Here is a 13,460-nt window from a genome sequence, read left to right as displayed (position 1 = left end):
GCCTACGGATGGCGGCAGTATACCACAGCGAAAGGGGCCCGTGGCGCGCGCCACGGGCGGGGGGATCAGCCCATGCCGAGCTGCGTTTTGCCCAGCGGCGTCAGCAGGTCGGCGGTGGCGCGGCCGTCGAAATCCACCTCGAAGTCGTCGGGGGCGAAGTCCGGCGGCGTTCTGCCGTCGATAAAGCTCGGCAGCTGGCGCTGCAGATAGGCATCGTTTTTCTCGCAGCCCGGCGCGGCGGCGATGTACATCACGTTGCTGTCGAATTCGCCGTTATGCTCGTTTTCCACCGCGTGGATCACATCGCAGTGCCAAAAGACCGTGTCGCCCGGCTCCAGATCGGGAATAGGGGAAATCCCACTTAATAAAAGGGGATGCCACTTTTCCGAGATCGACAGCGCGCGGCCCGGCGCCGCATCGCACAGATCGTCGTCGGCGACGTCGTCCTGCAGCGCGCGCAGCAACACATAGGCCATGGCGTTGGCGATCGGCACCAGGTTCAGCGTGCCGGCGTTGGTGCGCTGCGGCGTCAGCGCCGTCCAGCCCTGGAAGGTACGGAACATCGAGCAGACCGCCGGGGAGGCTATCTCGCGCACCTCGGTGCGGCCGTCGGCGGCGAAGGGATCGTACTGCTGCCAGTCGCCGGAGAAAACGTGGCGATACACATAGCGGAAGTTTTCGTCCAGCCAGCGCTCGATGGTGCCACTGTCGACGTGCGGCGACAGGCCCAGCGACGAGGAGTTCGGCGGGCGGCGGCGGGTGCGATCGGCGTAAGTGGCGATGCGGGTCGGATCGAAATGCTGTTTGCCGTTGCTCTCGGTGGCCCACAGGCTGTTGAGGAACACCTGCACCGCATGCATGCGCGCATCCTGCCGCGCCTCGACCTGCGGTTTCGACCAATAGATGCCGTAAATCTGCGGTTTGCTGGCGGCCAGCTTGCCGAAATAGTTGTCTTCAGCGGCGTTTTTCAACCGCTCGACGAAGTTGTTGCGCTCAAGGTAGTCGCCGATTTCCCGGTTCCAGCCCTCGGCCTTGGCGCGGGGAAACACGCCGCGAATGGCGCAGGCGCCGCGCTGTTTGATCAGCGCTATCTGCTGCTCGCTGACGCGCTGCTGCAGGATATCTTCCGCGTCGATCTGCGGCACCGGATTGTGGCCGGCGGCCAGCTCGCGGCGGATCTGTTCGACCTGGCTGCGGATATTCTCTTCCAGCGCCAGAAATACGTCGCGGTAGTTCGGCAATGCCTGGCGCAGCTGGCGTTTGACGTTAACGATCGTCTGCGGAATATCGTCGATGACTAAAGAGGCCATGGTGTTCTCCTCGTGCCGCGTGAGTGACTGCGGCGAGCGGTTGTAGGGAATCGGGCAAGACGTTATGGTTTTGTAGTTTTAACGTGAATGATTATCGGCAACCAATCGGGGAAAATAAAGAGATATATTTCATTCGTAAGTTCCTCTTTTTCGTTTTTCGGAGATTTTATGAAGCTGGTCACTGAACGTCTGAGTTTGCAGTCGATAACCGTCGAGGATTGGCCGCTGTTTTTGCGCCTGTACCAAGATCCCGAGGTGATCCGTTACATCTCCGATCCGCGCAGCGAAGCGGAGATCCGCACCCGGTTCGAGGAGCGGCTGCCGGCCTGGGACAAACACGGCGAGCAGTGGCTGTGCCTGGTGATGCGTGAGAAGCACAGCGGAGAGGCGGTGGGCATTACCGGTTTTCGCCCGCAGTGGGTGCCGTATCGGCAGGCGGAAGTGGGATACGGGAGTTTGCCTGCCGGGCAGGGCAAGGGCTATGGCAAGGAGTCGCTGCGGGCGGTGCTGGATTTTGCGGTGAACGCCTGCGGCTTTCACAAGCTGACCGCCACCGTGACCGCGGGCAACCTCGCTTCGCGCGGCCTGCTGGAATCGTGCGGCTTTCAGCTGGAAGGCACGCTGCGCGATAACTTCCGTCTGGCGGGGCAGTGGTGCGACGACTGGCTGTTCGGGCTGCTGGCGGCGGAGTTTCAGGGCGGCAAATAAAAATATCGCGCCGGGTATCGACAAGCTCGTCGGCGCTGCGCTATGTTCGATATTCGGTCAGTTCGCTGGCCTGCGTCGCTCGGACGGTCCGGGCGCTAACGTCTATCGAGGAATCCCCTATGGCTGATAACAGTCCACAGCGCCGTTTTACGCGCATTGAACGCCTTCCCCCTTACGTATTCAACATCACCGCCGAACTGAAGATGGCCGCACGCCGTCGCGGCGAGGATATTATCGATTTCAGCATGGGGAACCCCGACGGCCCGACGCCACCGCACATCGTGGAAAAACTGTGCGCCGTCGCCCAGCGCGACGACACCCACGGTTATTCCACCTCGCGCGGCATTCCGCGCCTACGCCGCGCCATTTCGCGCTGGTATGCCGATCGTTATCAGGTGGATATCGATCCGGAAAGCGAAGCCATCGTCACCATCGGTTCGAAAGAGGGGCTGGCGCATCTGATGCTGGCGACCCTCGATCACGGCGATACCGTGCTGGTGCCGAACCCCAGCTACCCGATCCACATTTACGGCGCGGTGATCGCCGGCGCCCAGGTGCGTTCGGTGCCGCTGGTGGACGGCGTGGATTTCTTCGGTGAGCTGGAGCGCGCCATTCGGGAAACCATCCCGCGTCCGAAAATGATGATCCTCGGCTTCCCGTCCAACCCGACCGCGCAGTGCGTGGAGCTGGATTTCTTCGAGCGGGTGGTGGCGCTGGCCAAGCAGTACAACGTGCTGGTGATCCACGATCTGGCCTATGCCGATATCGTCTATGACGGCTGGAAAGCGCCGTCGATCATGCAGGTGCCGGGGGCGAAAGACATTGCGGTGGAGTTCTTCACCCTGTCGAAAAGCTACAACATGGCCGGCTGGCGCATCGGTTTCATGGTCGGTAATCCTGAACTGGTCAGCGCGCTGGCGCGCATCAAGAGTTATCACGATTACGGCACCTTTACGCCGCTGCAGGTGGCGGCCATCGCCGCGCTGGAAGGCGATCAGCAGTGCGTGCGCGATATCGCCGAGCAGTATCGGCAGCGCCGCAACGTGTTGGTGAAGGGGCTGCACGAGTCCGGCTGGATGGTGGAAAATCCGAAGGCGTCGATGTACGTGTGGGCGAAAATTCCCGAGCCTTATGCCCACCTCGGTTCGTTGGAGTTCGCCAAACGCCTGCTGGCGGAGGCCAAGGTCTGCGTCTCGCCGGGCATCGGCTTCGGCGATTACGGCGATACCCACGTGCGCTTCGCGCTGATCGAGAATCAGGACCGTATCCGCCAGGCGGTGCGCGGCATCAAGGCGATGTTCCGTGCGGACGGCTTGCTGAAGCCGGGCAAGGCCGGCAGCGGCAAATAATCCTGTCAGGCCGGGCGTTCGCTCGGCCTTATTTTTTTCCGTCCCAAGGTTTTCTTCATCATTTCCCCATTATGCTCAACTACGCTGAATTTTATTTTTTGGATAGAGTGTATGAGCAACCGCTACGCGCGATCGCAAATCGTTTTACATTGGCTGACGCTGTTGATGGTGATCCTCACCTATGCGGCGATGTTGTTGAAAGATTCGGTGCCGGAGGCGTGGGCGCCGATGGTCAAAAATCTGCATTTCAACTTTGGGGTATCGGTTTTTGCCCTGATGCTGATTCGGTTGGCGGTGCGTTCTTTCCACGCGGCGCCGCCGACCACGCCACCGCTGGAGGAATGGCAGGAGGTAGGCGCCAAGATTTTCCATTGGCTGCTGTACGTGGTCTTCCTGATGTTGCCGCTGTTGGGCATGTTAACCCTGGCCTACGGCGGGAAATCGTGGCCTTTGCTGGGCTGGCCGATGCCGCAGTGGGTGACGCCGGATCCGGTGATGCGCAAGCTGGTCAAAACGGTTCATGAGACGCTGGCAAACATCGGCTACTTTATCATTGGCGCGCATGCGCTGGCGGCGCTGTATCACCATTATCTGCGCAAGGACGACACCCTGCGTCGCATGATGCCGGGCAAATGATCGCAAGCCGAAACGACAAAGGGACGCTTGCGCGTCCCTTTGGCTGTGTTCTTGGTCAGGCTGCTGTCAGGCAACCATCAACATGAAGGTGCCAACCCAGGCAACCAGCATGAATGACACGCCCATCAAAAAATATTTCACTGAACAACTCCTGTCTGGAGTCCTCGCCAGCAATGATCCCGATTGTTGTGCTGAGTGTTTTATGGGCAACCTGCCTGTCGGGCGGGTTCTTCCAAGCGAAAGAACAACGGCCCCACGTACGGGTTGTCCGGTTGTCGCGCCTCATGCTCCGTGAGGTAAAATCCGAACCGCGACAGGATCGGCGCTAATGTACTCTCAATACTGGTCTGATTTCAATACTGTGTTTTTGATCACAATTTTCGGCTGTTTTTTGCACAGCGAAGACTGTTTTATAACGCTTTTTAAGTCGGGATAGGCCAACTTTCTGACCCACGATAGCCGCAGGTATTCTTTTTCGGTAGATGATTTTTGTGTTTGTGCGAATTTTATACTAATGAACGGTAAAAAGGAGTTTTACCTATGCCGCTACATGGAGAGTTTATCGTTAATGATGCTCAGTTCTCCCCTTTACTCATATACGGTGTTGGCACTTTTCTGGCTTACTCGGGCAATGGAATATATCGTAACCAAGCCGGTTGCGTGGCTATTCCTGACAATGGCCCAATCCCTCAGGGCCGTTATCACATCGTCAACAGGCTAACGGGCGGCTGGAAATGAATGTTGAGAACCGATCTTCATGATTTCTATTCGTGGCCGACATCGACACCGGTTATCAAATATGAGTGGTTTGCCCTCTATCGTGAAGATGGCAAAATTGACGACTATACATGGATCAATGGGGTAAAACGGGGATATTTCCGTTTGCATCCATCAGGCCCTTTAGGTATTTCTTTGGGCTGTATTACATTGCAGCATCGGACTGACTTTTTAGCTATTCGTCAGGCATTAGTCTCTACCCGGCCAGTCAGGTTAGTTAACGGCCTGATGTCTTATGGAACGATTGAGGTCATTCTTAATGGAAAGCAGACGTGTCCCAATAGGGATTAAACTTCTGATAGGGGCTGGCATTTATATACTGACATTTTTGCTTGCGAGGCCTTCAGACCCCTCGACTCAGGGGGAGCGTGCATTTTGGATAAAAACAGCAAACTTGTTCGGTGAGCGCGATATTGAGGGGTTTGTAGGTATAGCGCTACTTATCGGCTGATTGGTTATTACGCTTATAGTAAGCCCGGTAATTATTCGTGTTATTGAAAGAAGGCTTTGGGTTAATTGATTGATATTAAATAATATTTTTATATTATGTCTTTAGGCCTGCACGGGGTTTTGTTTCATCGCCCATGGCTGATATCACTCAGTCATGGGCGACGTTAAGCGTTAGGTATTGCAATGCGGTAGCAGGCGCTCAAGCGACGGCGTTGATGCCGGTCACCAAAATGGCCCAAAAAACGAGACAAGACAGCAGAATAACGGCCCAAATATGACGGCGACTCCACTCCATTTTTAGCCTTCGTTGTTGCGACAAGTGATTAGGTAACGATCATATCGGCGCACAATGGGGAAAATTTAGCCCCATCGGATAATATTTCGCTTACCTGCCGCTAACTTATTGGCAAACTTCGCTTATTGTCACGCGCACTTCGTAGCCCAGCAGATACAGCGCCTGCTCCAACGCCTCAACCTTCGAGGCGTAGCCGAGATCCAGCAACCGCTCCATTTGCCCGCTGTTGAATCCCAGCTTGCGTGCCAGCTCCGCTTTGCCGGTGTTTTTGCGCAGCATGGCGTTGTGCAGTTCGATCTTCAGCGCCACCAGCGCCGGCAGGTGTATCCTCAAGTCATCGGTTTGCAGCGGGGAAGGAGCAGGCAGGGGCAGCCCTTCGTCCATCGCGGCGGTAATGGCGGCCAGCAGGCTTTCCTGCGCTTCCAGCTCGACGTCTTCGCGTTTATAGCAGGCCGATTGCCACTCGGGGAAGTCGTGGAAACCGATCTGCCAGGCGTCGCTGTCGCTATCGAAGGTGTAATGGGCGGGGTAGTGGCTGTACATGGCAATCCCTGATTGAAGCCTGAATGAGGCGCTATTGTGACGGCATGCCCGGGAGATAGCCAGCATGAACGTAGCCGTGGGGGAATTTAAATTGAAAGCAATAATTATTAGCAGGCAAATTTAATTGTATTGTTAGCAATATTCTCATTATTTTTTGCGGGAAGAAAGATTATTTAATTAGGTGCTTGGATTAACATCCCTATTAATGATTGATAATGAGAATTGAAATCAAATATCACGTCGGTTTTTATACAATTTCACACGAAAGGGTGAAGATAAGAATATTGATCATGACAAAATCTCATGTTTATGATTTTTATGGTTTTAATTTTTATTATTTCACTTTTTAACAATTGTGAAATTCCATTTTCATTCAGATATCACCTGGCTGCGGTATTCATTGGCAGATTTATAAAATACTCTTTTTAGGCAAAGGCGCATTCGATTCTATTTAAGCGTGCGCCAGACAGAAATATTCATTACTCCATGCTTATTACCCGACGACCTTAGCCGATTTTTCGGGTGCCTGCTCGCATTTCCACTTTGCCAGGACAGCAGCTCACGGATTAAAGGAATACCTCGTGCCTAAAGTTAACTCGCGTTCATTACGCTTTACCGAACGCCACGCCACCAAATATGCGGCGTCATTGCTGTTTATCGGTTTATCCCTGCCGGCCGCCGCGCTGGCGGATGAACGCTATGACGCGCTGATCCGTCAGGCCAGGTCGGGTGATACCGCGCCGGTGCTGGCGTATTTATCACAGCGGCGCGCTCAGGAGGGGTTGAGCCTGCAGCAGCGAGCCGATTATATCCAGGTGGCCGGCTGGGCCGGCCACGATGAAGAGGTGGTCGCGCTTTGGCGTGCCGACGGCGCTGCGCTGCAACGGGATAGCGCCAGTCTGGCGACGGTGGCCCGCGCCTATCGCAACCTGAAGCAGTGGCAACCATCGCTGCGCCTGTGGCGTGCGGCGTTGCAGCTCGCTCCCGCCGACGGCGGTCTGCAGCGTGGCTATGTGATGACGCTGGCGGATGCTGGGCAGGATGTGCAGGCGCAAACGGAAGCGGCAAAAGCGGAGAAGCTGCTGGAGCCGGCGACGTGGTATCTGACGCGCGCCTATGTGGACCAGGCCGCCGGCCGCAGCTGGGCGGCGCTGGAAAACGCCACTCATGCTCGTGCGCTGGCGCCGTCCGACACCGGAATTCAGGCTTATTACGTGACGCTGCTGGCGGCGAATCGGGTCGCGGATCCGGCGCTGCGTGAAAGCCAGGGGCTGGCATTGCCGCCCGCTCAGCAGCGGCGCCTGCAGGCGGATGAAGCCGCCGAACTGGTGCGGCTGTCGTTTATCGATGCTCGCGGCGAACAGGAACGTTTCGTCATCGCCGACCGCGCGCTGGCGCGCTATGACCAACTGCTGACGCAGTGGCGGCCGCTGCCGGAGGCGCAGGACAGCTACCAACAGGCGCGTATCGATCGCCTGGGTGCGCTGCTGGCGCGTTATCGAATGGCCGACGTGGTGAGCGAGTATCAAACCCTGCAGGCGGAAGGGCGTACGGTGCCGGATTATGCCCAGCGCTGGGCGGCGTCCGCCTACCTCTATCTGCAGCAGCCGGACAAGGCGCAGGCCATTTTCGGCCGCCTGAACGCCGCCGCACCGCAGGCGGTGACCGCCGAAGACGAAACCGATCTGTTTTACGCGCAGGCGGAGAACGAACGCATCGATCAGGCGGCGTTGCTGGCACAGCGCGTCAGCCAGCGCTATCCCTACGCGACCCGCCTTTACCAGCTGCCGACGCTGGCCTACAACGATGACTGGCTGGTCGGCCAATCGCTGCTGGCGCAGTCGCGGGTTTATCAACGCGATCTGGCCGAGGCCGAACGGCAGCTGACCCATCTGGCGCGAACGGCGCCGGGCAATCAGGGTCTGCGCATCTCCTTGGCCAGCGTTTATTTGGCGCGCGGCTGGCCGCGTCGCGCCGAGGATGAGCTGAAGCAGGTGGAAGGGCTGGAGCCGCGCAGCCTGCCGTTGGAGATCCAGCAGGGCTATGTCGCGCAGGAGTTGCAGGAGTGGCGCCAGCTGGATTTGCTGGCCGACGATGTCATCCAGCGCGCGCCGGAAAGCGTCGCCGCTCAGCAGCTCGAGCGTTCGCGCCGCATTCACCACATGTCTGAATTGCGCATCAGCGGCAATCAGGGCATCGATTCCGACGGGCCGGTCAGCGGCAGCCACGATTTTGGCATTCACGCTGCGCTCTATTCGCCGCCGATCGACGACAACTGGCGGCTGTTCACCGGCTGGGGATTCAACACCGGCCAGTTCGACGAGGGCAAAGGCATCAACCGCGATCTCAGCGCCGGCGCCGAGTGGCGCTCGCGCGATCTGTGGCTGGAGGCCGAGGTGGCCAATCGCAACTACGGCCATGGCAATGAGCTCGGCCTGCGCCTCTCATCCTGGTATGACCTGAATGATCAATGGCGCCTCGGCGGTTCGGTGGCGCGCCTGTCGGCCGAGACGCCGCTGCGTGCGTTGACCAACGGCATCAGCGCCAACGGCGGCAACCTGTGGCTGCGTTGGCAGCAGAACGAAAGCCGCGAGCTGCGCGCCAGCGTGGCGCCTTCGCACTTCTCGGATGGCAACAATCGGCTGGAATACGGCCTGGAAGGGCGGCAACGGCTGCTCGCCGGCGCCCGCTATCGGCTGGACATGAACCTGACGCTGTCCGGCAGCCGCAACAGCCAGGAGAACGTGCCGTATTACAACCCGAAGCGCGACTTCACGCTGCTGCCGTCGTTAACGCTCGATCACACCCTGTATCGCCATTATCAGACCGAGTGGAGTCAGCAGTTCCAGGCCGGTGCCGGCAGCTATTGGCAGCGGGACTATGCGCGCAAGCCGATCACCCAGCTGGGTTACGGCCAGCGCATCAGCTGGAGCGGGGTGTTGGACGCCGGCGCGATGCTGCAGTTTGAGAAGCATCCGTACGACGGCAAACGCGAGCGGAACATCGGCGGGACGTTTGATCTGAATTATCGTTTTTAAAGGAATAATCATGCTTATTCGATCCTCGTTTTTCGTGTTGGCCGTGTTGCTGACCACCGCCTGCAGCCAGGCGGACGTGCCGCGCTTCACGCCGCCGGCGGAGCGCCCCGTGGGGCCGATGGAACGTCCTTGGCCGGCCAACCGTTACGCGGTGCTGGCGTATCATGACGTGGAAGACGGCGCGGCGGACCAGCGCTACATGTCGGTGCGCACCAGCGCGCTCAACGAACAGTTCGCCTGGCTGAAGCAAAACGGCTACCAGCCGGTGTCGGTCGAGCAGATCCTGCAGGCGCAAAACGGCGGCCCGGCGTTGCCGAACAAGGCGGTGCTGCTGACCTTCGACGACGGCTACCGCAGCTTCTACAGCCGGGTCTTTCCGCTGCTGAAGGCCTACAACTGGCCGGCGGTGCTGGCGCCGGTTGGCGTCTGGCTGGATGCGCCGGCCGGCAAGCCGGTCGATTTCGGCGGCCTGATGACGCCGCGCGATCGCTTCCTCACCTGGCAGCAGGTGCGGGAAGTGTCGGACTCCGGGCTGGTGGAGATCGGCGCGCACACCTACGCGTCGCATTACGGCGGCATCGCCAACCCGCAGGGCAATACCGAACCGGCGGTCGCCAATCGGCTGTATGACGCCAAACGGGGCCGCTACGAAAGCGAGGCGGAATATCGCCAACGCATCGAGAAGGACGTGGCGTTGATCACTCAGCGCATCACCGCCGCCACCGGTAAGGCGCCGCGCGTGTGGGTCTGGCCGTACGGCGCGGCCGGCGGCGTGGCGCTGGACATCGCGCGCAAGCACGGTTACCGCATGGCGCTGACGCTGGAGAACGGGCTGGGAGACGTCAACGCGCCTGCAAACGTGCCGCGCATGCTGGTGGCCGGCAACCCGTCGCTGACGAGCTTCGCCCAGCAGCTGACGCAGATACAGAACCGGCAGATCATGCGGGTGGCGCACGTCGATCTCGACTACCTCTACGATCCCGATCCGCAGCAGCAGGCCAAAAATCTCGACAAGCTGATCCAGCGCATCTACGACCTGCGCATCAATACCGTTTTCCTGCAGGCGTTCGCCGATCCAAAAGGCGACGGCAACGTGCGCGAGCTCTATTTCCCCAACCGCTGGCTGCCGATGAAGGCTGACCTGTTCAACCGGGTCTCCTGGCAGCTCTCTTCGCGCACCGGCGTGGCCGTGTATGCCTGGATGCCGGTGCTGGCGTTCGAGCTGGGATCTGACGTGCCGCGCGTGCAGCGCCTCGATCCGCAAAGCGGGCAGCTGTCGGTAGACGACAAGCAGTACCGCCGCCTGTCGCCGTTCAACCCGGTGGCGCGCCAGCGCATCGGTGAGATCTACGAGGATCTGGCGGCGCACGCCACCTTTAAAGGGATCCTGTTCCACGACGATGCCCTGCTGTCGGACTTCGAAGATGCCGGCCCCGACGCCGTTGCGGCCTACCGCCAGGCCGGCTTCGCCGATTCGGTGGCGGCGATACGCCAGGATCCGCAGCAGATGGCGCGCTGGACGCGCTTCAAGAGCCGGGCGCTGATCGCGTTTACCCAGTCGCTGACCGAGCGGGTGCGGGCGATCCGCGGCCCGCAGGTGCAAACCGCGCGCAACATCTATGCGATGCCGGTGCTCGATCCCGCCAGCGAAGCCTGGTTCGGCCAGAACTTGGCGGATTTCCTGCAGGCCTACGACTGGGTGGCGCCGATGGCGATGCCGCTGATGGAAAACGTGTCGCGCGCCGCCAGCGGCCGCTGGCTGGATCAACTGGTGGGCAAAGTGGCCGCTTACCCCGGCGCGCTCGATAAAACGGTGTTTGAGTTGCAGGCCGTCGACTGGCGTAAGGAGCGCCGGATCAGCCTGGATGACGGTCAACTGCTGGCCGAATGGATGCGTCGCCTGCAGCGCAATGGCGCTCAGAGCTTTGGTTATTACCCCGACAACTTCCTCGACGATCGGCCTAAGCTGGATGCCGTTCGCCCGGTGTTGTCCTCAGCCTGGTTCCCACTGCCATGACCGATCGTTTAATTGCCTTATTTATCCTGTGCCTGGTGTTGAGCGTGCCTTTCGGCATCGTCCTGCTGTTTACCGGCGAAGTGCTGCTCAACTTCGTGTTTTTCTGGCCGCTGTTCATGTCCGGTATCTGGATCGCCGGTGGTATCTATTTCTGGCTGCACCGCGAGCGCCATTGGCGCTGGAGCCCGGACATGCCCGCGCCGGTGCTGCCGGGCAACCCGTCGATCAGCGTGCTGATCCCCTGTTTCAACGAAGGGTTGAACGCGCGTGAAACCATTTCGGCGGCGATGGCGCAGCGCTATGAAAATATCGAAGTGATCGCCATCAACGACGGCTCCAGCGATGACACCGCCGAGGTGCTGGATCAGTTGACGCTGGAGTTCCCCCGCCTGCGGGTGATCCATCTGGCGCAAAATCAGGGCAAAGCGATCGCGCTGCAGGCGGGCGCGGCGGCGGCGCGCAGCGAGTTTCTGGTGTGCATCGACGGCGATGCGCTGCTGGATCGCGATGCGGCGGCCTATTTGGTGGCGCCGCTGTTGGCCAATCCGCACGTCGGCGCGGTGACCGGCAATCCGCGCATCCGCACGCGCTCCACGCTGATCGGCCGCATCCAGGTCGGTGAGTTTTCGTCGATCATCGGCCTTATCAAGCGCACGCAGCGCGTCTATGGCCGCCTGTTCACCATCTCCGGCGTGGTGGCCGCGTTTCGTAAGCAAGCGCTTACCGATGTCGGCTACTGGAGCCAGGACATGATCACCGAAGACATCGACATCAGCTGGAAGCTGCAGCTCAAGCACTGGGCTATCTTCTTCGAACCGCGGGCGCTGTGCTGGATCCTGATGCCGGAGACCCTGCGCGGGCTGTGGAAGCAGCGCCTGCGCTGGGCGCAGGGCGGCGCCGAGGTGTTTTTAAAGAATCTGCGCAACCTGTGGGCCTGGGAGCACCGGCATATGTGGCTGCTGTTCGCCGAGTATTGCCTCTCTACGTTGTGGGCGTTTACTTACCTGGTCAGCGTGCTGATTTTCCTGGTCGGGCTGGCGGTGCCGCTGCCGGAGGGCATCCGCATTCACTCGTTGCTGACGCCGGCGTTTACCGGCCTGGTGCTGGGTGTGGTGTGCCTGCTGCAGTTCACCGTCAGCCTGCTGCTGGAGAAGCGCTATGAGAAGGGCTTCGGCCGCTCGCTGTTCTGGATCATCTGGTATCCGTTGGTGTATTGGCTGCTCAGCCTGCTGACCACGCTGGTGGCGTTTTCCAAAGTGATGTTGAAAGCTCGGCGCGGGCGTGCGCGCTGGATCAGCCCCGATCGGGGCATTGGGAGGATCAAAGAATGACGGACGTCCTGATTTATTCCGAACGCGGCCTGCTGCCGCGCGTGGTAGACAGCCTGCTGACGCTTTTCGCCTGGTGCGGCTTCCTTTATCTGTTCAGCCGCGGCCTGATATCGGTGATGGATCAGCACGGGGTGGGTTCTGCCCTGTCGCTGCTGGAGGTGATCTCGCTGTATATCATTGTGGCGTTGTTCAATGCCGTCACGTTGATCGCCTGGGCCAAATACAACCAGTATTTCTCCCGCCGCAGGGCGGCCGGCCGCTGGCGGAAACAGCAACAGAACACCCACATCGGCTATATCACGCCGGAGCTGACCCGGCAGCTGCGGCGTTTGCCGATCGCCGTGGTGTCCCATAACAGCGGCGGCGGCATCAGCCAGGTCAGCGGCAGGTTGACGGCGGCCGAACCGGCAGCGAACAAGGTGGTGCAGCTGCGTTAGTCGTCAGCGTTGCCGTCCGGCTTGCGGCGCAGCCCGCCCGGCGGCAACAGCAGGGCGCAGATCATGACGGCCAGGCTGAACAGCGGCAGCCAGCGCGCCACCGGGCCGGGGGAGTAGTTGTTGAGCACCGAGCAAACATAGCACGCCACGGCCAGCGCCCAACCCGGCAGGCCGATATCGTTGAGCCGAAACGCGGTTTTGGCCATAAACCACGTCACCAGACCGAAACAGAACAGCGCCCAAACCATAATGCACAGCAGGTACAGCAATACCGAGACGAATTCCTCGGTATCACCGTGCGCATGGGCGCGAAAATGGTTTTTATCCAGGTAGGTCGACAGAAACGACAGCAACACGATGCCAACGGCGAAGATCGCCAGCGAGAAAACAAAGGGTTTGCGCGAGATGCGCCCACGGTAAAGATCTTTGGCGAGTTGTCCGAGAGATTCCATTACAGTCCATTGTCGTGATCATTGCGGCGATAGCCGGATGGCAAGCAGCCGGGCATTTTATCGGGGTAAAAGGGGGCGTCAAGGTGATAATTTTTCTCATTTAGTCGCGGTTGAGAT

11 protein-coding genes and 1 pseudogene are annotated in these 13,460 nt (G+C 59.6%); 8 read left to right on the top strand and 4 right to left on the bottom strand.

Features of this window, described 5'->3' with window-relative positions:
• Window positions 1–65: 65 nt before the first annotated feature.
• Complete coding sequence (locus HMPREF3138_RS08005) at window positions 66–1,310, bottom strand: DUF1479 domain-containing protein (protein WP_038876562.1); 1,245 nt, start codon at window positions 1,308–1,310, stop codon at window positions 66–68.
• Window positions 1,311–1,478: 168 nt separating this feature from the next.
• On the opposite strand from HMPREF3138_RS08005, the gene HMPREF3138_RS08000 reads away from it, so the two are divergent.
• From HMPREF3138_RS08000 to HMPREF3138_RS07990, 3 genes are all read left to right on the top strand, one after another.
• Complete coding sequence (locus HMPREF3138_RS08000) at window positions 1,479–2,018, top strand: GNAT family N-acetyltransferase (protein ID WP_038876560.1); 540 nt, start codon at window positions 1,479–1,481, stop codon at window positions 2,016–2,018.
• A gap of 119 nt (window positions 2,019–2,137) precedes the next feature.
• On the top strand, window positions 2,138–3,367 hold the full coding sequence (alaC, locus tag HMPREF3138_RS07995) for an alanine transaminase (RefSeq protein WP_038876558.1): 1,230 nt from the start codon (window positions 2,138–2,140) through the stop codon (window positions 3,365–3,367).
• A 111-nt stretch (window positions 3,368–3,478) separates the two neighbouring features.
• The gene (locus HMPREF3138_RS07990; RefSeq protein WP_038876556.1) at window positions 3,479–4,003 is read left to right on the top strand and encodes a cytochrome b; all 525 of its coding nucleotides are present in this window, start codon (window positions 3,479–3,481) and stop codon (window positions 4,001–4,003) included.
• Window positions 4,004–4,069: 66 nt separating this feature from the next.
• Here the strand turns inward: HMPREF3138_RS07990 and ypdK are convergent, their stop codons facing one another.
• Complete coding sequence (gene ypdK / locus HMPREF3138_RS26200) at window positions 4,070–4,144, bottom strand: membrane protein YpdK (RefSeq protein WP_099782600.1); 75 nt, start codon at window positions 4,142–4,144, stop codon at window positions 4,070–4,072.
• A 399-nt stretch (window positions 4,145–4,543) separates the two neighbouring features.
• On the opposite strand from ypdK, the pseudogene HMPREF3138_RS25260 reads away from it, so the two are divergent.
• Window positions 4,544–5,071, top strand: a pseudogene (locus HMPREF3138_RS25260) (DUF2778 domain-containing protein).
• 559 nt (window positions 5,072–5,630) lie between these two features.
• On the opposite strand, the gene HMPREF3138_RS07980 reads toward HMPREF3138_RS25260, so the two are convergent.
• On the bottom strand, window positions 5,631–6,068 hold the full coding sequence (locus tag HMPREF3138_RS07980) for a type II toxin-antitoxin system HicB family antitoxin (protein ID WP_038876554.1): 438 nt from the start codon (window positions 6,066–6,068) through the stop codon (window positions 5,631–5,633).
• Window positions 6,069–6,649: 581 nt separating this feature from the next.
• Between HMPREF3138_RS07980 and pgaA the strand changes: the two genes are divergently transcribed.
• The 4 genes from pgaA to pgaD are packed head-to-tail and all read left to right on the top strand — an operon-like array spanning window position 6,650 to window position 12,891.
• Entirely contained in the window at window positions 6,650–9,106 is a 2,457-nt protein-coding gene (pgaA, locus tag HMPREF3138_RS07975; RefSeq protein ID WP_083301469.1) for a poly-beta-1,6 N-acetyl-D-glucosamine export porin PgaA, read from the top strand.
• Between the two features lie 10 nt (window positions 9,107–9,116).
• A complete protein-coding gene (pgaB, locus tag HMPREF3138_RS07970; protein WP_038876553.1) occupies window positions 9,117–11,123 on the top strand; it encodes a poly-beta-1,6-N-acetyl-D-glucosamine N-deacetylase PgaB in 2,007 nt (668 codons plus the stop codon).
• Window positions 11,120–12,454, top strand: a complete 1,335-nt coding sequence (pgaC, locus tag HMPREF3138_RS07965) for a poly-beta-1,6-N-acetyl-D-glucosamine synthase (RefSeq protein ID WP_038876552.1) — start codon at window positions 11,120–11,122, stop codon at window positions 12,452–12,454. Before pgaB ends, pgaC begins: the two co-directional genes overlap by 4 nt.
• Window positions 12,451–12,891: a poly-beta-1,6-N-acetyl-D-glucosamine biosynthesis protein PgaD gene (pgaD, locus tag HMPREF3138_RS07960; RefSeq protein ID WP_038876551.1), complete on the top strand. Its 441-nt coding sequence runs from the start codon at window positions 12,451–12,453 to the stop codon at window positions 12,889–12,891. The genes pgaC and pgaD overlap by 4 nt, the downstream gene beginning before the upstream one ends.
• Here pgaD and HMPREF3138_RS07955 read toward each other — a convergent pair.
• Window positions 12,888–13,343 (bottom strand): DUF805 domain-containing protein, encoded by a 456-nt coding sequence (locus HMPREF3138_RS07955; protein ID WP_038876550.1) that lies wholly within the window; start codon window positions 13,341–13,343, stop codon window positions 12,888–12,890. The genes pgaD and HMPREF3138_RS07955 overlap by 4 nt on opposite strands.
• Between the last annotated feature and the right edge of the window lie 117 nt (window positions 13,344–13,460).

It is taken from the genome of Serratia sp. HMSC15F11 (assembly GCF_001808215.1).
Taxonomy (GTDB): domain Bacteria; phylum Pseudomonadota; class Gammaproteobacteria; order Enterobacterales; family Enterobacteriaceae; genus Serratia; species Serratia nevei.
The sequence above is the reverse complement of the archived record's forward strand: the minus strand, read 5'-3'. Positions and strand labels throughout refer to the sequence as shown.